Consider the following 22146-nt stretch of genomic DNA (forward strand, 5'->3'; position numbering starts at 1 on the left):
AGGATTCGTCAGCATAGGGAACGTCGGTATGTCGCCGGTATAGCGTGCCGCGCCCGCTCGGAGCCGACCACCAGGCCGCCCGCGTCGATGACTACAAGCCGAAGGCGCCGCCCTCGATCAGGATGAGCACTCCGATGCCGATCAGAACGATCGGCAGCAGGATGTGGCCCCACCGACTCAGCGCCCGGGCGATGACCGGACGGGTGGCGAAGAATCGTCCGGCAGCACACCACACAGCGACCAGGGCCAGGAAGACGATGATGTAGACACTCATCGAGCCGACACCGGCGGTGGCGAACACCGGGACGTACACACCTATGTTGTCGCCGCCGTTGGCGAAGGTGACCGCAGCCACCTCCAGCGCCTTCGGTCCGCCAGTGTGCTCTCGCGCCGGCTGTTCCTCGGCGCTGTCGCGGTGGTTCCTCCATGCTTGCCAGGCCGACTTGAGCCCCAGGGCGAGCGGCAGCAGCCCCAGATAGGGCAGGACCGGGTCGGGCAGGAAGGTGGCGCCGAAGGCGGCCGCCGCCGCCGCCGCGGTCAAGATGCCCAGGAAGCCGAGGTACTGGCCGGCCACCACCCGCGCCGCCACGCCGCGGCGCCCGGCACCCTGGGCGAAGAACAACGCCAAGATCAAAATGTCGTCGATGTTGGTGACAGCGAACAACCCCACTGCCTGCCCGACGACGCCCACGTTCACGCCAAGGTCTTCCCGTTCGCGCCGATGTCTCCCGGAGACCTTACTGGCAACGTTCGGAACCGGCGATCGCAACGTCAGCGGGCGAGGACAGGCGGCGCCCTTCGGCATGGCCAGGCAGGGCGGGGTCGGATGAGCTGATGTCCTCGGCGCTCCGACGGGCGTGACCGCCGGCGGGGGACGCTGGTGGCGCTGTTCCAGCCGGCCATCACGGCCAGCCCGCTCCCGGTACGTCGACCTGCGTAGCGAGCACCTGGCCCGTGCCGGGCGTCACCATCTCGGACTCGGTCATACCCTGCCATTCGGCGGCCACGACGAACAACGTGGTTTTTCCGGGGCCGCCCAGCGCGCAGGCGAAGCCGCCGCGGTCCAACTCCACGACCTGCAGGACCGTGCCGCCCTCGGCGACGCGCACACACCGCTGGTTGGGCACGTCGGCGTACCAGACAGCGTTCTGCGCGTCCACGCAGATGCCGTCCGGCACACCCTCACCCAACTCGGCCCAGATACGCCGGCCGGACAGCCCGCCGTCCGCGCCGATGTCGAAGGCCACCAGCTGGTGCCGATAGGAGTCGGCGACGATCAGTGTGGAGTTGTCGGGCGTCACCGCCATCCCGTTGGGGAACGCGATGTCCTCGGCCACCTGGCGTACCGAGCCGTCCGCCGTGACCAGGGAGACGGAGCCAGGCCTGAATGTCTCCCCGGCCATCGGGTCGAAGCCGACGCCGTTGACGTACACGTTGCCGCGGCCGTCGGCCACGACGTCATTCCAGCCTGGCCGGCCGAGGTCCGCGTGAGTGACCAGAGTCCCGTCGGGCTGTCGGCGCAACAGCCGCCCGTCCGCCGATGAGACGATCACCAGCCGATCGTCCGGAAGCCACGCGATGCACAGCGGCAGCGACTTCACACGCGCCACCACCTCGCTGCGGCCGGCCAGGTCGACGGCGACGACCTCGCCCACCGACCAGTCCGAGAAGTACAACCGGTCACCGTGCCAGCGAGGCGACTCGACCAGACCCCGACCGGTCAGCAGCGTGCGTATCTCAGCCATCCCATTACCGCCCTTCTCCGACGCCGGCACGATGTCGGCGTCCCGACCTCTACACGAACGGCCACCGGCCGGATCGACACGGCCCAACCATCGCTCTCAGGTGGGAGCGGAGCGGGATCGGTGGTCACGAGCCGGCGATCAGGATCGACGATCGAGAACGGTCACGCCCAGATGCCCTTCACCATCCAGACCCGTCACGGGCACCGGCCTGTTTCCGTTTCGCGATGGTCTGGGAGAGGGTGGCGGTGATCGTGCTGACGCAGAGCCCGATCAGCAACGCCACGATGGAGTTGAACCACAGAGTGGCCTGAAGGCTGTCCTGGTCGTTCAAGCCCGGATCGATCGTGAGATAGACAGAGCAAAGCAGAAGTGGGCCGGCCGTGCCCGCGAGGGCACCGATCATCCATCGGCCGCGCTGTGCCGCCGCCCATGCCGCGATGGTGCCGCTGACCATGACTGGTCCGATCAGCCCGGCGGTGACCCCACCGGCCTCGATGAGGGTCGCCTGCACCACGTACTCACCGGTTTCGCTGCTCAACACGCCTTCCGTGAGCATGGGGTCGAAGGTCGGCGGCCTGTCCCACCACCAGGGTCTGGTGAATTCCAGGATGGAGACCCACAGGGTGTAGGCCACCAGGCCGATCCCGACCTCCCGATGCCGCAGCGCCGCCATCGCTGCGGCGACGCCGATCGCGCCGCCGATGATCGTCGCCCAGGCCACCTCGGATGGGCTGGAGTTGATTCCGTCTTCCGGCGCCGCGGATGCCAGGCCGTACAGAAGTGGGACAGCGGACAGGGAGGAGCCGAGCCAGGCCGCCGGCGGCAACCACAGCCAGGACCACGGCGCACGCTGGAACACGCGGTACGTGATCGCGGAGGCGACCAGTGTGGAAGCGGCCGGATACCAGGTGGAGCGGGTCACCGCGTGGTCCCAGTCGATGTACTCCGAGTACGAGCCCCCTTCGATCGTCCATTCATTGACGCCGAAGCGGTGCGCGGTGAGGACCTGTACGGCGGCCAGAGCCGCAGCGGCAAGCGCGCAAAAGGTTGAGGCTGCGAGCCGCCACCTCACGCTTTCGCCCCAGGACTCTGCCGACGGGGCGGAGCGTCCAACCCGCCGGCCGGCACTCGCAATACCGTCATGGCCCAGCATTCTGCAGCACGAGGATCCGGGATGAAATGGACTCAACCTGAACACTGCCCTGACCGGGGAGCGTCGGCGACCAACATCAACCCCATCGGCATGGCCGGTGACAAGAACGGTCCGCAGCAGCGCGTCAGCGCCAGAAGAACACCAGGGCAGTGAGGGCGAGGCTCAGGGCAACGAAGGCCGGCGTTCTGGGATGGCGCGCGGCCTCCCGGTGCGAAGAGATCACCAGCGTGGCTGCCAGGGCCAGCGCGGCCAGCACGTGCAGGCCGTACCACGCGATGATGGGGAGCGTGCCCAGGACGGTGCCGGACAACAAGTCGTCGACGGAGCCGTAGCCGGCGAGTGCGCCGAGCAGGGCCAGGCCCAGGCCCAGCAGCGCGGGTGCGGGCCGGAGCCCGGAACGGTTCGCGGGGAGGCACGTCTTCGATCATCAGGCCGGGCACGGCATGATGGAGGCAGCGTTCGACGGGAGGGACCCCACGTGCGGCACGACAAGACCCCCGCAGTCGCGGCCACCGCGGGGCCGGCCTCGGGGGTGCGCGGGGCGATCGCCGGCAATCTGCGCGGCACCCGGCTGGCGCGGGGGTTCAGCGTGCGCGAGCTGGCCGAGCTGACCGGGGTGAGCAAGGCGCTCATCTCGCAGATCGAGCGCGGAGTCGCCAACCCCACGATCGAGGTGCTGACCCGGCTGGCGGCGGCGCTCGACCTGACGTTCGCCGAGCTGACCCGCACTCACCTGCTCGGGCCGGAGGTGCTCCGGCGGGGTGAGGGCATGCCGCTGCAGGTGGGTGACACGACGGTGCGCAGCCTGTTCGCGGCGCCCGACCGGCGGCGCTTCGAGTTGGCCGAGGGCGACCTGCCGCCGCTGACGCGCAGCGCGAAGAGCGCCCACGGGCGGGGGTCGGTGGAGCACGCCTACGTGGTGGCGGGCGAGGTCACGGTGGAGACCGGCACGTGGTCCGTGCTGCTGGGCGAGGGTGACGCGGTGCGCTTCGCCGCCGAGCTCGACCATGTCTACGTCACCGGGGAGCAGGGCTGCCGGGTGCTGACGCTGATCTCCTATTCGGAGGACTGACCCGGCCAGGCACTCGACCCGTCGGGGACGCTGTCCAGCAGTTTCCTGGTGTAGGGGTGGTCCGGCGCGTCGAGCACACGCTGCACCGGCCCGCTCTCCAGGCACTCGCCGGCGCGCAGGACGTACAACCGGTCGGCCAGCTGGCGCACCACGGCCAGGTCGTGGGTGATGAACAGCATGCCCATGGACAATCGTTCCCGCAGCCCGGCCAGCAGGGTGAGCACCTGCGCCTGGACGGAGACGTCCAGGGCGGAGACGGGCTCGTCGCAGACCAGCAGGCGGGGCTCGCCGGCGACGGCCCGGGCGATGGCCACGCGCTGGCGCTCGCCGCCCGACAGGTTGGCGGGCCGGAGCGCGGCCAGGGCGGGGTCCAGGCCCACCAGGTCCAGCAGCGCGCCGACGTCGGGCGGGCGGCCGTCGGCGGCGAGGGCCTCCTTGAGCGTCGCGCCGACCGTCCTGGCAGGATTCAGCGTCGAGTACGGGTCCTGGAAGATCATCTGTGCGGTGCGGCGGGCCCGGCGTACCGCCTGGCGGGTCATGCGGGTGTAGTCCGAGCAGTCGCCGCCGTCGAGCAGGACCGTACCGGAGTCGGGGCGTTCCAGGCCCGTCACGCACCGGGCCAGGGTGGTCTTGCCGGAGCCCGACTCGCCGACGACGGCGACGATCTCCCCAGGGGCCACGCTCAAGCTCACGCCGGCCAGCGCGGGACGGGACGCGCCGGGGTAGGTCTTGCGCAGATCGCGGATGTCCAGGATCGGCTCGGCTGCGCCGCGCGGGGTCGCCGCCACACCGAGCGGGGGTGCCGGCGCGACCGGCAACTCCTCCGCTCGTACGCACGCGGACAGCCGTCCCCCGTCCAGCGGCCGCGCCTCCGGCACGCCGGCCGCGCCGATGGATCGCAGCTCTGGTACGCCCACCCGGCAGGCGGCCACGGCGTGCGCGCACCGATCGGCGAAGCCGCATCGATCGGCGACCGCGTCGTGCGCCGGGACCGAGCCCGGCACCGACGGGATGACGGCCAGCCGCCGGTCCGCCGGTGGCTCGGCGGCGAGCAGCGCCCGCGTGTACGGGTGGTGCTGCTCCTCGCGCAGCTCCGCCGCGCGCCCCACCTCCATGACCCGGCCCGCGTACATGACCATGATCCGGTCGCACATCGAGAAGGCCAGCCGCAGGTCGTGGGTGATGAGCAGGAAGGTCATGTCCCGCTCGCGCTGGACGCGCCGGATGAGGGCCAGCACCTCCCGCTGGGTGGTGGCGTCCAGAGCGGTGGTCGGCTCGTCGGCCACCAGGACGCGCGGCGCGGCCGCGAGCGCGGCGGCGAGCCCCACGCGCTGCCGCATGCCGCCGGAGAGCTGGAACGGGTAGCGCTCGGCCACCTCGGCGGGCAGACCCACCTCGGCGAGAAGCCTGGGCACCTCGGCCTTCGGGTCGGCTCCGGACGGCAGGCCGTCGGCGATCTGCCTGCCGGCCTTGCGCAGCGGGTTGAGGAGGGTGAACGGGTCCTGCATGAGCAGGGACACGGTGCCGCCGCGCTGCCGCCGGCGGGCCCGGGGGTCGTCGTCCACCCGCTGCCCGTCGATGACCACCTGTCCGTGCGACTCCAGCCCGCCGGGCAGCAGCCCGAGCAGCGCCCGCACGGTCAGCGACTTGCCGGAGCCGGACTCGCCCACGATCGCGACCGACTCCCCCGGCGCGACCTCGAAGGACACGCCGGAGAGCAGGGTTCGCCCGGTTGCGGGCTGCCGTACGGTGAGGTCGTCCACGCGCAGCATGTCAGCGCGTCCTTCCGCGCCGGTCGACGCGCTCGTGCAGCCAGTCGCCCACGATGTTGAGCGCGGCGGCGGTGGCGATGATGGCCAGCCCGGGTGCGACGACGGCCCACGGGTTGGCGAGCAACTGGGTGCGGTTGTCGGCCAGCGTCCGCCCCCAGTCCGGAGAGCCTGCGGGCACGCCGAGGCCGAGGAACGACAGCGACGACAGCGACACCAGCGCGTAGGCGAAGTTGAGGAAGGCGGAGGCCAGCGCGACCGAGGCGATGTTGGGCCAGATGTGCCTGGTCATGATGCGCCAGGAGGACAGGTTCTTGAGCAGCGCCGCCTCGATGTACGGCCGGTGCCGCTGCTCAAGGACGGCTCCGCGCACCACGCGGGTGTCCGTGGGCGCGAACAGGACGACGAGCACGCCGATGGCCGGCCCGTACCCGCCGCCGAGCACACCCGCCACGACGATCGCGACGAGCAGCGCGGGCAGCGAGAACATCAGGTCGGCCCAGCGCATGGCCAAGGTGTCCACCCATCCGCCGAAATATCCGGCGGCCAGCCCGATCAGGTTCCCGATCAGCATCGACCCGGCCGCCACGGCGAGCGCCCCCGGCACGGCCGTGCGGGCCCCGGCGACGAGCAGTTGCAGCACGTCGCGGCCGAGGTCGTCGGTGCCCAGCGGGTGGCCGGGGCCGGGGCCCGAGATGCCGGTCATCAGGTCCTGGGCGGTGGCGCCCGGCACCAGCCAGGGCGCGAACGCCGCGGCGACGGCGACCGCCGCGAGCACGGCCAGCGACACGCTCACGCCGACCGGCACGCGGCGGCTCACGACACGCTCCGGCCGAGCCGTACCCGGGGATCGATGATCGAGTAGCCGATGTCGACGAGCAGGTTGACGCCGGAGATGAGCACGGTGAGCAGCAGCGCGAGCGCCTGCACGACCGGCACGTCCTTGAAGGTGACCGAGTCGACCAGCAGCGACCCCAGCCCCGGCAGCGCGAACGTCACCTCCACCAGCACGGTCCCCGCCAGCATGCCGGTGACCACGAGCCCGGCGGCGGTCAGGATCGGCACCAGGGAGTTACGCATCGCGTACCCGAGCACGAGCGGCCCGCTCAGCCCGCGGGCCCGGGCGAACACCACATAGTCCTGTTCCATCTCGCGCACCAGAGCGGCCCGGCCGAACCTGATGAGCAACCCCACGGCTCCCAGCGCCAGCGCGGCGGCGGGCAGCGTGAGGTGCCAGAGCTGGTCACCGGCTCCCTGCCCGGTGCCGTAGACAGGGAACCAGCCGAGCCAGAGGGCGAACACCACGAGCAGCAGCAGCCCGACCGCGAACGGCGGCGCGCTGAGCCCCACCACTCCGGCGGTCACCACCAGCCTGTCGGTGACCCGGCCCCGGCGCAGCGCGCCGAGCACGCCGAGCGGGATCCCGGCGAGTGCGGCCAGCAACGTGCCGTACCCGACGAGGGCGAGGGTGAGCGGCAGCCGCTGCCCGAGCATGTCGGAGACGGGCATGCCCGTCCTGATGGAGGTGCCGAGGTCGCCGCGCAGGACGTCGCCGAACCAGCGCAGATACTGCAGGGCGACCGGGTCGTTGAGGTGGTGGCGGGCCTGGATGGCGGCGATGGTCTCGGCGGTGGCCGGACGGGTGCCGAGCAGCGTCTGCTGGATGGAGCCGGGGGCCAGGTAGAGCAGGAGGAACACGCCGACCGACAGCAGCAGCACGACGGCGGCGGTGCCCGCGAACCTGCGCAGCAGGAACCCGGCCCAGCCCATCACAACACCCCGCCCCTGGTCAGCCAGCCGATCACACGCTGGGCGGCGTCCGTGCGGTGGGCGCCCTCGACCAGTTCGTGCCCCTCCCGAGGGTAGACGACGAGCTCGGTGCTCACACCCGCCGCCGACCAGGCACGATACAGCTGCTCCGCCTGGCCGGGCGGGGTGGTCCGGTCCTCCTCGCCGTGCAGGATCAGCGTGGGTGTGGCGGCGCCGGCCGCGTGGTAAACGGGCGAGCGGGCGGCCAGGTGCTCACGGCCCTGCGGCGTCGTGGGGTCGGCCCCGCCGTGGTAGAGGGGGTCGAAGCCGCCGGCGAGGTTGCTGGCCGTGCTGAAGCTGAGCCAGTCGCTCACGCCTGACATGACGACGGCGGCGCGGAAACGGCCGGTACGCGTGGTGGCCCAGGCCGTGAGGTAGCCGCCGTAGCTCAGGCCCATGACGGCCATCCGCTCCGGATCGGCGACTCCGGCCTTCACCAGGTGGTCCACCCCGGCGAGCAGATCGCCGAGGTCCACCTCGCCGACCCGCCCGATGACGGCGCGCGCGTAGTCCTGACCGCGGCCGCTGCTGCCGCGCGGGTTGGGCAGCAGGACAGCGGCGCCCGCGTGCGCGAGCGGCACGGCGAGCTGGTTGGATTCGGCTGGGGCGAACGCGCTGGACCACAACCAGGTGGGCCCGCCGTGCGCGATGACGACCAGCGGCCGTGGCCCCGCCGGCCCCCGCGTGAGCAGGAGGCCGGAGACGACCTGTCCGTCGTCGCCGGTCCAGGACACCTCAGCCTGGCGGACGGCCAGGCGCGTCAGGCCGGCGTTCTCCGTGGTGATCGGGCGCCAGTCGCCGCCGCCGAGCGGGGCGACGGCGACCTCGGGCGGGCACTCGGCCGTCTCCCACACGGCGGCGGCCAACGTGCCCGAGCGGTCCACCGACAACGACGGCTGGCCGTCGCGACCGCCCAGGGTGCCCCAGGCGGTCCAGTGGCTGAGCACCCGGCCGTCGACCGCGCTCAGGACGCCGCCGTGCACACCGGTGCCCGACCAGCCGGTGAACCAGAGGGTCTGGTCGTCCAGCCAGCCGAGGTCGGTGACGTCGTCCACCTCTCCCAGGTACGCCACCCGGCCCGTGTCGAGGTCGGCGCGCAGGATCCGCCCCGAGACGATCGACAGCCCTTCGACCGCCACCGCCGTCCGCCCGCCCGGGGCCAGCCTGGGCCGGTTGAGCTGCCAGGACGTCGTGTGCAGAACCCGCACGTCGCCGGTGCGGGCGTCGATCAGGTCGAGCCTGGGACGGTAGTAGCCCGCAGGCGTCTCGTCCTCGGAGGTGACCGCGAGCGCACGGCCGTCCCGCCAGTCGGCGTCCCACACGCTCAGGCCCGGCAGCACGATCTCGTGCGGCCCGTCACCGTCCGCGCCGAACCAGGCCAGCCGACGCAGCCGCCCGCCAGGCGTCCGGACGAAGGGGTCGCTGGGGTCGTGGACACGCAGGCCCAGGTGGCTTCCGTCGCGCTCGCTGCCGGGGTCGGCCAGGCGCACCAGTACGGTGCCGTCGTCGCCGGGGATGAGGTCCTCGATCTCCCCGCGCACCCGGCCCTGCCAGAGCGGTTCCAGGGTGGTGCCCGACCTGATCTCCACGCGGTCGCCGCCGGAGGCGAGCAGCAGCCGCCCGCCGGGCAGCCACCGCGTCAGCGTGTGCTGCCGCCCGGGCACGGGCGTGCGGTCGCCGTCGAGGCCGATCAGGTGCGCCACCCCGTCGAGCACGCACGCGACCCGGTCGCCCTCCGGATGCAGCGCCACGGACTCCGGATACCGCATCCCCGCCAGTGCCCGATGAACATCGATGGGCGAGGTCATCAGCGGGCGGCCACCTTCGAAGCCCACGGACCGACGAAGAAGTACGGGCCGAATCCGTCGGCGGTGACCGCCTTGCCGAACGCGGTCGCCGCCTCCCCCCACCACAGCGGCTGGTACGGCACGTCGGCGGCGGCCTTGACGAGCGCCTCGCCGAGCGACTTGCCCCGGACCGCGTCGTCGGTGCCGCCCTTGGCATCGTCGAGCAGTCTCGTCACCTCGGCGTTGTCGTACTCGGCGATGTTGGTGCCGTTCGCGCCGGTGGCCGAGCCGTGCAGGAGCTGGTTGACGTACTCGGCCGGGTCGCCGGTGGTGGCGAAGTACCAGCCCAGGTAGATGCCGGAGGCGTGCTTGCCGAGGTCGGCGATCCACTGCTCCAGCGGCACCTCCTTGACCTCCAGCGTGATGCCGATGCCCTTGAGGTTCTCGGCCAGGGTGAGGGCGGCCCGGCCGAGCTGCGGGCCGCTGCTGGGGTAGGTCAGCACGTCGCTGAAGCCGCCGGGGGTGGCCGACTGGGCCAGCTCCGCCTTGGCCTTGGCCAGGTCGAACTCGTACTGCGGGATGGACGCGTACAGGCTGGTGACCTCGGCCTGGTCCAGCACGCCGCCCCACTGGGCGGGGTCGGGGATCGTGGTGGCGACCGTGCCGTGCCCGCGCAGGACGCTCCTGACGATGCCTTCCCGGTCCACGGCATGGGCGACGGCCTTGCGTACGTGCACGTCGTCCCAGGGCTTCTTGGCGGTGTTGAAGGCGAGGGTGACCAGGGAACGGTCGGCGGCGGTCTTGAGCTGGACGTCCGGGATCGTCTGCCACTGGTCGAGCTGCTCGGCGGGGACGTTCAGCGCGACGTCCACCTGCTCGCCGCGCATCGCCAGCAGGCGCGTGGACTCCTCGGGAATGAAGTCGATCTTGATCTGCCGGAACGGCGCCCGGCCGCCCCACCAGGTGTCATTACGCTCCAGCGTGACGTGCGAATCCGGGGCGAACTCGGCCACCTTGTACGGCCCGGTGCCCAGCAGCTTGCCTTCGGGCGTGCCGATCCGCTCGCCGGTGGCCTCGATGAACTTCTCGCTGGTCACCAGCAGCGTGCCGGGCGAGGGGGTCCAGGCGAAGGACGCGTCGGGGCTCTTGAGCGTGATGGTCACCTCGGCAGGACCGGTGGCCTCGATCGCGTCCACGTTCGCGTAGGCGTACGCGAACGCCGTACTGGAGCCCTTCTTCGCGTGCAGGTTCAGGCTGGCCACCACGTCCTGGGCGGTCAGCGGCGCGCCGTCGGAGAACGTCACACCGGCGCGCAGCTTGTAGACGTAGGTCCTGGCGTCCTTCCTGGTCCACGACTCGGCCAGGGAGGGATGGAGGCTGCCGTCCTGGCCGACCCCGACCAGGGCCTCCTGCACCAGGAGGCCGACGACGTAGTTCATGATCCCCGCCTCCTTGCCCGCGTCCAGCGAACCGATCGAGGAGGGCAGCGCCACCCGCAGCACGTCGACGCTCCCCTGCTGCCGCCGCGGCGCGGGGGTGGTGGAGCCGCAGGCGGCCAGCAGCCCCGGCAGGGACGCGAGCCCGCCCGCGAGCGCGGCGGACCGCAGAAGAGAGCGCCGGGAGAGGGGAAGATCGGCCACCGGAGGACCCTACTTTCGTGCGATCGGTAACCCACCTACCTGCAGTGTCTACCGGGGAAATCCAATTGACCATTGAGAGTATTCGCTGGGTTGGCCGCCGGTCAAACCCACACCTTGTGCAGGGAATGGGAGGGCTGTTTCGTGATCTCTGCTCGCTACCGTGCCGATCGTGACCGAGGCGGGCAGGGACATCCCGAACGAGCGGCGGCTCAGCCGTCGGGCGGTGCTCCTGGCCACCGGAGGGTTGCTCGTCGGTTGCTCCCAGCAGCCCGAGATCGACAGAGTCCACCTGCGACTGGCCACCGGGCCGGCGGGGGCGGTGTACCGGCGCATCGGCGGTTCGCTGGCCGAACACATCTCCGAGCAGGTGCCGGGGGCCACGGTGAGCACCGTGCCGAGCGGGGCGTCCACCGACAACATCCGGATGCTGCGGGCCGGCGAGGTGCACCTTGGGCTGACGAGCCTGGACGCGCTGATCACGACCGACGGCAGCGCGCCCGAAGGGCTCTCGGCGATATGCCGGCTCTACGACAGTCACCTGCATCTCGTGGTCATGGCCGGTTCAGCGATCGAGGAGTTCCGGGACCTCGAGGGCAAGCGCATATCCCTCGGCGCCCGTGACTCGGGCACCGAGTTCACGTCGCTGCGGATTCTCAAGCTCGGCCTGGTGAACACCGATAGCCGGTACCTCAGCCAGGCCGAATCGGCGGCAGCACTGCGCGCCGGCGCGATCGACGCGATGTTCTCCCTGACCGGCGTCCCGACACCCGCCATCACGGAGCTGGCGCAGCGGCACCCGATCCGGCTGATCCCGTTGGACGCGCAGGCAGACGCGCTGTTCACGGCGTTCCCAGGTCCCTACACTCCGGCCATGATCCCCACGACCGCCTACGCCGGCGTCCCGGCCACCCGCACCGTCGCTGTGCCGAACGTGCTTCTCGTCCGCAACGACCTGCCCGACGACCTGGTCTACGCCATCACCGACACGATCTTCACGCACACCGGCACGATCACCGCCGCCGGCCGCGACGACGCCGAAGCCGTTCCCGAAGCGTGGCAGATCAACGTGCGTACCGGGATCTCCACCGCATCGACCCCGCTCCATCCGGGCGCGGCCGCCTGGTTCCGCGACCGCAAGCGCTGAGAGCCCGGCTCCTCAGAACGCACGACGGAGCCGGGGCGAGAGCCCGGCTTCTCAGTCCGGCGACGGAGCGGGGGCGCCGGAGGACGACGCCGCCCGCGGGACGACCGGCAACGCGACCACCGCGGCGAATCCGTCCCCGGACCCGTCCGGACGCGGCAGGCCCGCCTCCAGCCGCAGCTCGCCCCCGGCCGCCCCGACGAGGTCGGCGCAGATCGCCAGTCCCAGGCCGGTCCCGGGCACGTTCTGATGCCGCGGCGACCGCCAGAACCGCCGTAGCGCCTGGGCCCGCTCGGACGCGTCGATCCCCTGGCCGTCGTCACGCACTGCGATCGTGACCACGTCTCCGGCCGCGGAGGCGTCGCCCTGCCCGGCGCCCGCACCACCGCCGCGCCCCGCGCCCGCACCATCACCGTGCCCGGCGCCCGCACCACCAGGGACCACTCGGGCGGTCACCTCCACCACCTGCGCGTCCGACAGCCGTAACGCGTTGCTGATCAGCTCGTCCAGGATGCTGCCGAGCCCGCCCGGCGGCTCCAGCAAGCGCAACCCCGGCGGCACGTCGACCGCCAGTGTCTGCCCCGCCGTCGCCGTCAACGCCCGCCACCGGTCCACCCGGGTCGCCAGCACCGCGTCGAGATCCACCGGCGACGCCGTCCGTATGCTCTCCATCCGCGCACTGGCCTGCAGCGAGTTCAGCATCCGCTGCATCGCCTTCAGCTCGTCGACGGCGACGTCGTACACCTGCCGCCCGTTGCCGGCCGCGCGCAGATGCGGTTCCAGGCTCTCCACCGCGAGCCGGAGGCTGGTCAGCGGGTTGCGCAACTGATGCGAGGCGTCGGACACGAACGCCCGCTGCCGCTGCACGGCGTTCTCGACCGCGTCCATCATGGTGTTGAACGTCTCCGCCAGGCGCCGCAGCTCGACCGGGCCGGCCTCGGCGTCCGCCCGGATGGTGAGGTCGCCCTGCGAGATCCGCGAGCTCGCCGCGTCCAGCTCCCGCACCGGCCGCAACACCCACGCCGATACCGGCCAGGCGACGGCCACCAGCGCGATCAGCGGCAGCAGCCCGAGCCCGGCGAGCTGGGCCCATCGCACGAGGATGCGCCCGCGCGTCTTCGACAGGTCGGAAATCGTCACGACGGCGCCGACGACCTCGCTGTCCCGGCCCACCGGCTCCGCGACCACGAGGGCGGAGTCGTCCCACGGCGGCCATTCCCCGGACGGTTCGGGCCTCGCCCCGGCCAGCGCCGCGGTCACGATCCGGGGCAAAGCCGGCTCGGCCCGCGCCGCCTCCTGGTACGCACCGGCTGGTCCGAGCAGCACCGTGCCCGACCTGTCGATCACCGCGACCGGGATGCCGTACAGCTCGTGGTAGCGCGCCAGCTCCTGCTGGAGCGCCTCGGTCCGCCCGGTGGACAGCGCGGTCTCGGCCAGCGACGCGAACCGGCCGACGTCGTTGAGCCGGTCGACGTACGTCTCCTGCATCTCCCGCTCGGCCACGGAGACGCTGAGCGGCACCCCCAGCGCCGCGACGAGCAACACCGCGAGGGGCACCAGGACGACGAGCAGGCGACGGTGCACGGCGCGTCAGCCGATCAGCTCCGGCCGGTCGGCCAGGAGCCGATAGCCGACCCCGTGGATCGTGCGGATGACCACGGCCGGCCCGAGCTTGTGCCGTAACGCCGCGATGTGAGTGTCCAGGGTGCGACTCGAGGACTCCCAGGTCGCGCCCCAGATCTGGTCCAGGATGACGTCGCGGCTGACCACGTTCGGAGCCCGCCGGGCCAGCAGCAGGAGCAGCTCGAACTCCTTGCGGGTCAAGGTCACGGGCGTGCCGTCGACGGTGACCTCGCGGGTGCCGACGCCGATCCGCATCGGGCCGAGGACGAGCGGCTCGTCCTCGTGGCTCAGGGCGCGGGCCACCCGGGTGCGCCGCAGGACGGCGTCGATCCGGGCCAGCAACTCCGGGATGCCGAACGGCTTCACGATGTAGTCGTCGGCGCCGGCGCGCAAGCCACGGACCCGCTCGTGCTCCTCTGATCGTGCTGTCACGGCGATGACGGCGGTCTCCGGGCGGTCACGCAGCTTGCGGATCACGTCGAGCCCATCGCCGTCGGGCAGACCCAGGTCGACGAGGACCACATCGGATGGGGCGGCACGTACGGCCTCCGCGGCGGTGGCGATCCGGTGGACCTCGAACCCCGCCTGAGCCAGGACGGTCACCAGACCCCGCGCCACGCGGTCGTCATCTTCGATGATGGTGATCCGCATACCGGATTGTACGGCCCGGGTCGATAATCGTGTTAGCCCTTCAGTTCTTGGGATTTCTCTGACATCCGGCGCATTCTTGGGATTCCTCTGACACTACGCGCGTCCCTGCCCGCCGAGACTGAGGCCGCGCACTCACCGACGAATGCGAATGCGCTGACGAGGAGGCCGCGATATGAGAACGACCAGCAGGTACCGGGCCGCCGCGCGGATGATCGCCGCGATCGGCGTCGTTTCGCTCGTCGCCGCCTGCTCCGGCAGCGGAGGCGCGCCCGGCGGAGGCGCCACTGGCGGAGCCGCGACCGGAGGCTACCCGGATCAGAACATCACGTTCGTCGTGCCGTTCAGCGCGGGCGGCCCGACGGACACCGTCACCCGCATGATCGCCGAGCCGATGGCCGCCAAGCTCGGCGGCAAGATCGTCGTCCAGAACGTCGAGGGCGCGGGCGGCACGGTCGGCGCCGGCGAGGTCGCGCGGGCCGAACCCGACGGCTACACCGTGCTCATGCACCACATCGGCATGTCGACGGCGCCCGCGCTGTACCAGAACCTGGGCTACAAGCCGCTCGAGAGCTTCGAGATGGTCGGGCTCGTCACCGAGGTGCCGATGACGATCGTCGCCCGCAAGGACTTCGAGCCCGCGACGCTCCAGGACCTCGTGACCTACGTGAAGGCGAACGCCAACAAGGTCACGCTGGCCAACGCCGGCATCGGCGCCGCGTCCCACCTGTGCGGCCTGCTGTTCCAGACCGCCGCCGGCGTCAAGCTCCAGGAGGTCCCGTACGAGGGCACCGGCCCCGCGCTGACCGACCTCGTCGGCGGCCAGGTGGACTTCATGTGCGACCAGACGACCAACACCAGCGGCCAGATCTCCGCGGGCGAGGTGAAGGCGTACGCGGTCACCACGCCGGAGCGGGTGAAGAGCCTGCCCGACCTGCCCACCACGACCGAGGCCGGGCTGCCCAAGCTCCAGGTCAGCGTGTGGCACGGCCTCTATGTCCCGAAGGGCACGCCGCAGGAGGTCGTTCAGAAGCTGACCGAGGCGCTGAAGGTGGCACTGGCCGACCAGAAGGTCATCGACCAGATGGCCAAGCTCGGCACCGCGCCGGTCCCGGCCGAGGACGCGACCCCGCAGGCGCACCGGGCCAAGCTCGAAGAGCAGCTCGGCACCTGGGCCAAGGTCATCGCCGACGCCGGCGTCAAGGCCTCCTGAGGTGGAGCGCCGCCGGTCCTTCCCTGACGTACTCGCCGGGGGGATCTTCATCCTGATCGGTGGCGCATTCGTGGTGGGGTCGCTCGGCTACGAGCTGGGCACCCCGCTGCGGATGGGCCCCGGCGCCTTCCCGCTGCTGGTCGGCGCGATCGCGGCAGCCCTGGGCCTGGCGATCGTCATCAAGGGACTCATCGCCGGCGAGGTGATCTCGTTCGGGCCGATCCCCTGGCGTGCGGTCGCCGTCATCGTGCTCGCGGTCCTGTTCTTCGGATTCACCGTCCGGGGCCTCGGATTCGTCCCGACAGCGGCGGTGACCGCCCTGCTCACCACGCTGGCCAGCACGCGCGTACGGCCGCTCACGGCCGTGGCCGTGGCCGCCGGGCTGACCCTGGCCAGCACGCTCATCTTCGTCGTCGGACTTCAGCTGCGGATCCCGCTATGGGGCCCGTGGCTGGGGTTCTGATGCGGCATCCGGATTGAGGCATGGAACTTCTCGACAACCTCGCGCTGGGCTTCTCGACCGCCCTCCTGGTACAGAACGTCCTCTACTGCTTCGTGGGAGTGCTGCTCGGGACGGCGGTCGGCGTGCTGCCCGGCATCGGGCCGACGGCGACGGTGGCGATGCTGCTGCCGATCACGTTCAACTTCGAGCCGGTGACGGCGCTGATCATGCTGGCCGGCATCTATTACGGCGCACAGTACGGCGGCTCGACGACCGCCATCCTGATCAACCTGCCCGGCGAGTCGTCGGCGGCGGTCACCGCGCTGGACGGGCACGAGATGGCCCGGCAGGGCCGGGCCGGCGCGGCGCTGGCCGCCGCCGCGATCGGATCCTTCATCGCCGGTACGGTGGCCACCGTCGCGCTGGCCGTCGCGGCCCCACCGCTGGCCCGCGTCGCGTTGCAGTTCGGCGCGGCCGACTACTTCTCGCTGGTGCTGCTCGGCCTGATCGTGTCGATCGCGCTGGCGCGCGGCTCGGCGCTCAAGGCACTGGCGATGATCGCGCTCGGCGTCCTGCTCGGCACGGTCGGCCAGGACATCTACACCGGCACGCCACGGTTCGTGTTCGACCAGCGCGAGCTGTACGGCGGCATCGACTTCGTGTCGGTCGCCGTCGGCATGTTCGGGGTGGCCGAGATCCTGCGCAACCTGGAGAACGAGCAGACCCGCACGGCGGTCGTCAGCAAGGTGAAGAACCTCTGGCCGACCCGCGAGGACCGGCGCCGGATCGTCGGCCCGATCCTGCGGGGCACCGGTCTGGGCGCCGCGCTCGGCGTCCTGCCCGGCGGTGGCCACGTGCTGGCCTCGTTCACCTCGTACGCCGTCGAGAAGCGGATCTCGAAGCGGCAGCAGGAGTTCGGGCGCGGCGCGATCGAGGGCGTCGCCGGCCCCGAGTCGGCGAACAACGCCGCCGCGCAGACGTCGTTCATCCCGCTGCTCACCCTGGGCCTGCCCGCCCACCCGGTCATGGCACTGATGGTCGGCGCGTTCATCGTCCACGGCATCACCCCCGGCCCGAACGTCATCACCGACGAACCCGCGCTGTTCTGGGGCCTCATCGCGTCGATGTGGATCGGCAACGTGCTGCTCGTGCTGCTGAACCTGCCGCTGATCGGCGTCTGGGTGCGCATGCTGCGCATCCCGTACCAGGTGTTGTTCCCCATGATCATCCTGTTCGCCGCGATCGGCACCTACTCCCTGGGGTTCAACGCGTACGACGTCTACGCGATCGTGTTCTTCGGGATCCTGGGCTACGTCCTGATCAAGTGCGGCTGCGAGCCGGCGCCCCTGCTGCTCGGCTTCGTCCTCGGCCCCTTGCTCGAGGAGAACCTGCGTCGGGCGCTCATCATCTCCCGCGGCGACGCGTCGGTCTTCCTGACCCGGCCGATCTCCGCGGTACTCCTGGCCCTGGCCGTGGCGGCGCTCGTCGTCGCCGCCCTCCCGACGATTCGCAAGCGCCGCGAGATCATGTTCGCCGAGGAGGAGTAGGACCCTGTGGAACAGCTCCGCCGCCACGTCCGAGAAGCCGGCGGAGCCGGACGATCATCCGAGGACGAGCGGGAGTTTCGCCGCCAGCTCGCCCAGCTCGGCCGTCTCCGCCTCCGTCGGGACGCGTCGTCCGGTGCCGACCAGCAGCGCGTCCTTTTCGGAGAACGACGTGGGGAACGCCGCCCCGGCGATCTTCTCCAGCATCTCGCGGGAACGAGCGAGGCCCTCGGCGGGCGGCTCCGCCGCGTCCGGGAGGTGCGCGATCAGGTCGAGGTGGTGCAGCGTCCATTCCAGGATGTACGCGGAAAGGTAGTCGCCCACGGTGAGCACCTCGTCGCGGGTGCCGACCCGGAGATCCGGGTCGGCGAGCTCGGCGGCGCGACCGGCGGCGGAGCCGACGTCGTCGAGGTGGAACTTGAGCAGCCAAGGCTCCTCGTACGCGGCCGCCAGCCGCACGGTCAGCGCGTCGAGCGGGTCGTCTCCGGTCGGCGGCGTTTCGGCGACGTCCCAGTAGGTCACCGCGTCGCGCGTCGGCGCCGCTTCGGCGGGCGTGACGAGGGTGATCAGGACGTCCTGAGCGTCGATGATCAGGTGGCACACCAGGTCCCGCACGAGCCAGCCGGCACAACCGGATGGCCGTGCGAAGTCCTCGTCAGGGAGTTCGGCGACGGTCGTGCGCAACGCCGTCCAAGAGCGTGCGAAGAGATCCACGGCCGCACGCTAGCAGCGCCCGGCCGCCGGCGGCGCCCACTGCGCCTCGGTCAGGGCAACCCGCCGCGTCACCGCTGAGGCGGCCACGAGGTCTCCGGGTATGAGGTTCGCGGCCCTTCCACCCCGGGACTGTTGAGCGCGACCCGGGCGGCGCCCGCCGCCGGTACGAGCAGACCCGCCAGCTTCCGGTTTCGTGATGCCTGGCGCCGCCCCGCCCAGAGGGCGACCTTAAGCGATCCGTAAGCAGGCCCCGCGAAGCTGAAGGCACATCAGAACGGCGGGCCGGACGGCCTCGCCCCTTCCCTGGAGAAGCATCATGAGGACGATCGTCGCAAGCCTATTCATCTCACTCGACGGGGTCGTCGAAGAGCCGGCGGAGTGGCACTTTCCGTACTTCAACGACGAGATGGGCGCCGCCGTGACGGCGCAGATGGCCGACACCCTGCTGCTGGGGCGCAAGACCTACGACAGCTTCGCCGGAGCCTGGCCGGAGCGGGAGGCCGCGGGCGGCGAGGACGCCGGCTTCGCGAAGACGCTCGGCGACGCGCGAAAGATCGTCGTGTCCCGCCAGCCCCTGGAGTTCACGTGGCGGAACTCCGAGCTCCTGCAGGGCGATCTGGTCGAAGCCGTGACCGCGTTGAAGAAGGAGCCGGGCGGCCGCATCGCCATGAGCGGCTCGATCTCGGTGATCCGCCGGCTGCTGGCCGCCGGGCTGCTGGACGAACTGCACCTGCTGGTCCACCCGATCGCCGTCCGCAAGGGCGAGCGCCTGTTCGACGAGGGGGAGAGCCCCATCCCGCTGGAGCTGATCAGGTCCGAGACGTTCACGACGGGTGTGCTGTACCTGGTCTACAAGCCCGCCGAGGCGCCCGGCGACACCTCCTACGACGACGCCAAGGCCCACCTTCCCCAGGGCGAGCAGTAGAACGATCCGCGAATCGTGGCCGGGCCTGTCTCGCCTGCGGTCCGGCTCATCATCGGTGTCCGTGCCATTCACCATCCCCGACCCGGATGTCCACGTCATCCTCTCCGCCAGGGGAGCGCACGGTTCGTGGGACCAGAGCTCACTGCTTGCGAGGCTGGTTGAAGCGCAGCATGTTGCCGGAGGGATCGCGGAAGGCGCAATCGCGGACGCCGTACGGCTGGTCGATCGGCTCCTGCAGCACCTCACCACCGGCGGCGCGGATGCGTTCGAAGGTGGCGTCGCAGTCGTCGGTCTCGAAGATGACACCGCGCAGCAGGCCCTTCGCCAGCAGTTCCGCCATGGCCTGCCTGTCGGCGGGTGACGCGTTCGGGTCCGCGAGAGGCGGTTCGAGGACGATGTTCACATCGGGCTGCGACGGCGGCCCGACGGTCACCCAACGCATCCCCTCGAACCCGACGTCGTTGCGCACCTCCAAGCCGAGAACGTCCCGGTAGAAGGCGAGCGCCTTGTCGTGGTCGTCGACGGCGATGAAGCACTGTGAAAGCTTGATGTCCATACGTTTCACGCTAGGGGCGGGGGATCGTACTTGGCTTCTCCATTCCTGACCGGTCGCGTGTAGATCTTGGCCATGCAGGCCGGGATGGCGGCGCCCTCGTCATGGCTGCGGGCCCGGTATGAGCTGGGGCTCTCGCCGACCAGCTCGGTGAACCGCGTGCTGAACGACCCCAGCGACGTACAGCCGACCGCGAAGCAGACCTCCGTCACCGTCAGGTCCCCCCGCCGCAGCAGCGCCTTGGCCCGCTCGATCCGGCGCGTCATGAGGTAGCTGTACGGCGTCTCCCCGAAGGCAGCGCGAAAGCTGCGGGAGAAATGGCCCGGCGACATGAGGGCGACCCGCGCCAGCGCCGGCACGTCGAGCGGCTTCGCGTAGTCGCGGTCCATCAGGTCACGGGCCCGGCGCAGCCGGACCAGGTCCTCCAACGTCACACGACCAGCATCCCATGGCGCCGGGCGCCACGGCAGTCACGGCCTGGCTGCTCGAGAACGCGGAGCGCCGAAGGCACGGCCCGTCGGCTGCTGCGGCAGCACTGTCGGAGCGGCGGCCCTACAAGCTCAGGCCGGACTCCAGATGTGCCAGCGCCCCATCGATCTCAGCGGGGCCGTCCATGCCGGGGTCTTGCGCCCACTGCAGCCAGGCCATGGCCACGATCCCGAAGACGGCGCCCAGGACGTTCCGTATCCGGGCGTCGTCCACGCCACAGCCGGCCTTGCCCGCCAGGATCGCGCGGACCTCACGGAGGAAGCCGGGGCTCTTGCGCAGGTTGGCCGCCACGAGCTCGGGCACGGCCGCCGCGAACACCTCTCGCGCGTGCCCCGCGGCGATCTCTTCGGCGGTCAGGGAGGCGAACGCCGCACGGAACGCGCCGCGCAGGACGGCGACCGGTGGACCTGGTGGCTGGGCCTGGAGAGCCTCGATGAGCGGCGGGAAACGATCGAGCGTCACCAGGTCTTCCTTCGTGGGGAAATAGCGGAAGAAGGTGGCGGGGGAGATCTCGGCGGCCTCGGCGATCTGCTCGGTGGTGGTGGCGTTGTAGCCGCGCTCACGAAAGAGCCGGAACGCTTCGCGCAGGATCGTCTCCCTCGTCATGGCCTTCTTGCGTTCGCGTAGCCCGCCGCCGCTCATGGCGTCATTCTGCCCCATCCAAAATGATGGTGTACGCCTATTTGGGGGTGCACCATCAGAAGTGCTCGGATCCCGTGTGTACGCGCCTAGGAGTCACCGTCGGTTACAAGGTCCGCATGGGCGACTTTACGCTCCGCCTCCAGGTCACCGACGGCGCACTCACGGTCGGCATCGGCCCCCGCACCCCGCCCCTCGACCTCATCATCGAACGGCTGGCCGGCCATCCCATCCGGGAGCTGATGAGTGGCAGCAAAACCCCGAACGAAGTGCTCCACGAGGGCAGCCTCCGTGTGGAAGGCGCTCCCGCGCTACCGGAATCGTCGGCAGTGCTCCGGCCTTCAGTTCACGCCGGGGGTGAAGCCGACCAGCCCGCGTAGCGGGGCGAGATCAGCTGTTTCGCCGCCAGGCGAAACAGCTGATCTCGCAGCTCAGACGGGCCGGTTTTGCTGCTCGATGTACTGGCGCAGAACATCAATCGGAGCACCGCCCACCGATCCAGCGAAGTAGGAGCCCGACCACAGCTTGTTCGCCCGGTAGTAGTGGCGGGCCAGTTCGGGGAACTCCTGACGCATCCGGCGCGAGGACACGCCCTTGAGGCTGTTGACCAGCTTGGACAGGGCCACCTTCGGTGGGAAGGTGACCAGCAGGTGGACGTGATTGTCTTCGCCGTTGAACTCGCGCAGCTCGGTTTCGAAGTCGGTGCACACGGATCTCATGATCTCTTGCAGTCGGGTGAGGTGCTCGCCGGTGAACACGCGATGGCGGAACTTCGTAACGAAAACCAAATGCGCATGCAGCGCGAAAACACAATGTCTACCCGTCCTGATATCGCTGTACTCGGCCATAACCCAACTGTAGGATGATCGTGTGCAGTTGCGGTACTCCTTCCGGATCGACCCGGCCATGAGCAGGGCTTGCCGTTCATCACCGACGCGGAACTGTCCCGCGTGGTGATCACCCAGGCGAAACAGACACCGCAACGCTCCTGGCTGGGCGAGGTGTCGGCGGTGGCCCTCCAGCAGGCACTGGCCGACGCCTGCGCGGCGTTCCGGAACTTCTTCGCTTGCCTGGCCCAGACCCGCAAGGGGCCCAAGCTGGGGCAGCCGCGTTTCCGGTCCCGCGAGGACAACCGGCAGGCGATCCGCTTCACCCGCAACGCCCGGTTCGCCATCACCGGGCCGGCAAGTTGCGGCTGCCGAAGATCGGTGATGTGGCGGTGCGCTGGTCACGGAACCTG

The 22146-nt window shown here is 70.8% G+C and carries 23 protein-coding genes; 7 read left to right on the forward strand and 16 right to left on the reverse strand.

Features of this window, described 5'->3' with window-relative positions; genetic code table 11:
* Positions 1 to 91 precede the first annotated feature (91 nt).
* The 4 genes from ETD86_RS15025 to ETD86_RS55110 form a co-directional block, all read right to left on the reverse strand.
* On the reverse strand, positions 92 to 805 hold the full coding sequence (locus ETD86_RS15025) for a cadmium resistance transporter (protein WP_246147913.1): 714 nt from the start codon (positions 803 to 805) through the stop codon (positions 92 to 94).
* A 97-nt stretch (positions 806 to 902) separates the two neighbouring features.
* The gene (locus ETD86_RS15030; RefSeq protein WP_138666765.1) at positions 903 to 1745 is read right to left on the reverse strand and encodes an SMP-30/gluconolactonase/LRE family protein; all 843 of its coding nucleotides are present in this window, start codon (positions 1743 to 1745) and stop codon (positions 903 to 905) included.
* Positions 1746 to 1923: 178 nt separating this feature from the next.
* On the reverse strand, positions 1924 to 2898 hold the full coding sequence (locus ETD86_RS15035) for a hypothetical protein (RefSeq protein WP_138666766.1): 975 nt from the start codon (positions 2896 to 2898) through the stop codon (positions 1924 to 1926).
* 124 nt (positions 2899 to 3022) lie between these two features.
* Positions 3023 to 3211, reverse strand: a complete 189-nt coding sequence (locus ETD86_RS55110; protein ID WP_170223083.1) for a hypothetical protein — start codon at positions 3209 to 3211, stop codon at positions 3023 to 3025.
* A gap of 165 nt (positions 3212 to 3376) precedes the next feature.
* Between ETD86_RS55110 and ETD86_RS15040 the strand changes: the two genes are divergently transcribed.
* Positions 3377 to 3970, forward strand: a complete 594-nt coding sequence (locus ETD86_RS15040) for an XRE family transcriptional regulator (RefSeq protein WP_170223084.1) — start codon at positions 3377 to 3379, stop codon at positions 3968 to 3970.
* Here the strand turns inward: ETD86_RS15040 and ETD86_RS15045 are convergent.
* From ETD86_RS15045 to ETD86_RS15065, 5 genes are read right to left on the reverse strand one after another with little or no spacing between them, the layout of a single operon-like run.
* Entirely contained in the window at positions 3955 to 5742 is a 1788-nt protein-coding gene (locus tag ETD86_RS15045; RefSeq protein WP_138666768.1) for an ABC transporter ATP-binding protein, read from the reverse strand. The genes ETD86_RS15040 and ETD86_RS15045 overlap by 16 nt on opposite strands.
* A gap of 1 nt (position 5743) precedes the next feature.
* Positions 5744 to 6559 (reverse strand): ABC transporter permease, encoded by an 816-nt coding sequence (locus ETD86_RS15050; RefSeq protein ID WP_138666769.1) that lies wholly within the window; start codon positions 6557 to 6559, stop codon positions 5744 to 5746.
* Positions 6556 to 7509, reverse strand: coding sequence for an ABC transporter permease (locus tag ETD86_RS15055; protein ID WP_138666770.1), 954 nt, complete (start codon positions 7507 to 7509; stop codon positions 6556 to 6558). Before ETD86_RS15055 ends, ETD86_RS15050 begins: the two co-directional genes overlap by 4 nt.
* Positions 7509 to 9356 (reverse strand): alpha/beta hydrolase family protein, encoded by a 1848-nt coding sequence (locus ETD86_RS15060; protein ID WP_138666771.1) that lies wholly within the window; start codon positions 9354 to 9356, stop codon positions 7509 to 7511. The genes ETD86_RS15055 and ETD86_RS15060 overlap by 1 nt, the downstream gene beginning before the upstream one ends.
* Positions 9356 to 10975 carry an ABC transporter substrate-binding protein gene (locus ETD86_RS15065; protein ID WP_138666772.1) on the reverse strand — a complete coding sequence of 540 codons (1620 nt, stop codon included), beginning with the start codon at positions 10973 to 10975 and terminating at the stop codon, positions 9356 to 9358. The genes ETD86_RS15060 and ETD86_RS15065 overlap by 1 nt, the downstream gene beginning before the upstream one ends.
* A gap of 160 nt (positions 10976 to 11135) precedes the next feature.
* Here ETD86_RS15065 and ETD86_RS15070 point away from each other — a divergent pair, with 160 nt between their 5' ends.
* Entirely contained in the window at positions 11136 to 12119 is a 984-nt protein-coding gene (locus tag ETD86_RS15070; RefSeq protein WP_246147914.1) for a TAXI family TRAP transporter solute-binding subunit, read from the forward strand.
* A 51-nt stretch (positions 12120 to 12170) separates the two neighbouring features.
* On the opposite strand, the gene ETD86_RS15075 is transcribed toward ETD86_RS15070, so the two are convergent.
* Together ETD86_RS15075 and ETD86_RS15080 are read right to left on the reverse strand one after the other, a co-directional pair.
* Entirely contained in the window at positions 12171 to 13700 is a 1530-nt protein-coding gene (locus ETD86_RS15075; protein ID WP_138666773.1) for a sensor histidine kinase, read from the reverse strand.
* A gap of 6 nt (positions 13701 to 13706) precedes the next feature.
* On the reverse strand, positions 13707 to 14390 hold the full coding sequence (locus tag ETD86_RS15080; RefSeq protein ID WP_138666774.1) for a response regulator transcription factor: 684 nt from the start codon (positions 14388 to 14390) through the stop codon (positions 13707 to 13709).
* Positions 14391 to 14562: 172 nt separating this feature from the next.
* On the opposite strand from ETD86_RS15080, the gene ETD86_RS15085 reads away from it, so the two are divergent.
* From ETD86_RS15085 to ETD86_RS15095, 3 genes are read left to right on the forward strand one after another with little or no spacing between them, the layout of a single operon-like run.
* A complete protein-coding gene (locus ETD86_RS15085; protein ID WP_138666775.1) occupies positions 14563 to 15600 on the forward strand; it encodes a tripartite tricarboxylate transporter substrate-binding protein in 1038 nt (345 codons plus the stop codon).
* A 1-nt stretch (position 15601) separates the two neighbouring features.
* A complete protein-coding gene (locus ETD86_RS15090) occupies positions 15602 to 16063 on the forward strand; it encodes a tripartite tricarboxylate transporter TctB family protein (RefSeq protein ID WP_138666776.1) in 462 nt (153 codons plus the stop codon).
* 20 nt (positions 16064 to 16083) lie between these two features.
* Positions 16084 to 17589, forward strand: coding sequence for a tripartite tricarboxylate transporter permease (locus tag ETD86_RS15095; RefSeq protein ID WP_138666777.1), 1506 nt, complete (start codon positions 16084 to 16086; stop codon positions 17587 to 17589).
* Between the two features lie 54 nt (positions 17590 to 17643).
* Here the strand turns inward: ETD86_RS15095 and ETD86_RS15100 are convergent, their stop codons facing one another.
* The gene (locus tag ETD86_RS15100) at positions 17644 to 18300 is read right to left on the reverse strand and encodes a maleylpyruvate isomerase N-terminal domain-containing protein (RefSeq protein WP_138666778.1); all 657 of its coding nucleotides are present in this window, start codon (positions 18298 to 18300) and stop codon (positions 17644 to 17646) included.
* A 316-nt stretch (positions 18301 to 18616) separates the two neighbouring features.
* Here ETD86_RS15100 and ETD86_RS15105 point away from each other — a divergent pair, with 316 nt between their 5' ends.
* The gene (locus tag ETD86_RS15105; protein ID WP_211370044.1) at positions 18617 to 19225 is read left to right on the forward strand and encodes a dihydrofolate reductase family protein; all 609 of its coding nucleotides are present in this window, start codon (positions 18617 to 18619) and stop codon (positions 19223 to 19225) included.
* 139 nt (positions 19226 to 19364) lie between these two features.
* On the opposite strand, the gene ETD86_RS15110 is transcribed toward ETD86_RS15105, so the two are convergent.
* The 3 genes from ETD86_RS15110 to ETD86_RS15120 form a co-directional block, all read right to left on the reverse strand.
* Positions 19365 to 19781, reverse strand: coding sequence for a VOC family protein (locus tag ETD86_RS15110; RefSeq protein WP_138666780.1), 417 nt, complete (start codon positions 19779 to 19781; stop codon positions 19365 to 19367).
* A 5-nt stretch (positions 19782 to 19786) separates the two neighbouring features.
* On the reverse strand, positions 19787 to 20167 hold the full coding sequence (locus ETD86_RS15115) for a helix-turn-helix transcriptional regulator (RefSeq protein ID WP_246147917.1): 381 nt from the start codon (positions 20165 to 20167) through the stop codon (positions 19787 to 19789).
* A 163-nt stretch (positions 20168 to 20330) separates the two neighbouring features.
* Positions 20331 to 20927, reverse strand: a complete 597-nt coding sequence (locus tag ETD86_RS15120; protein WP_246147915.1) for a TetR family transcriptional regulator — start codon at positions 20925 to 20927, stop codon at positions 20331 to 20333.
* 98 nt (positions 20928 to 21025) lie between these two features.
* Between ETD86_RS15120 and ETD86_RS15125 the strand changes: the two genes are divergently transcribed.
* On the forward strand, positions 21026 to 21286 hold the full coding sequence (locus ETD86_RS15125) for a hypothetical protein (protein WP_138666782.1): 261 nt from the start codon (positions 21026 to 21028) through the stop codon (positions 21284 to 21286).
* 51 nt (positions 21287 to 21337) lie between these two features.
* On the opposite strand, the gene tnpA is transcribed toward ETD86_RS15125, so the two are convergent.
* Positions 21338 to 21754 (reverse strand): IS200/IS605 family transposase, encoded by a 417-nt coding sequence (gene tnpA, locus ETD86_RS15130; protein ID WP_138666783.1) that lies wholly within the window; start codon positions 21752 to 21754, stop codon positions 21338 to 21340.
* Positions 21755 to 22146 lie beyond the last annotated feature (392 nt).

The organism is Nonomuraea turkmeniaca, from assembly GCF_005889735.1.
In the GTDB taxonomy this organism is placed as follows: domain Bacteria; phylum Actinomycetota; class Actinomycetes; order Streptosporangiales; family Streptosporangiaceae; genus Nonomuraea; species Nonomuraea turkmeniaca.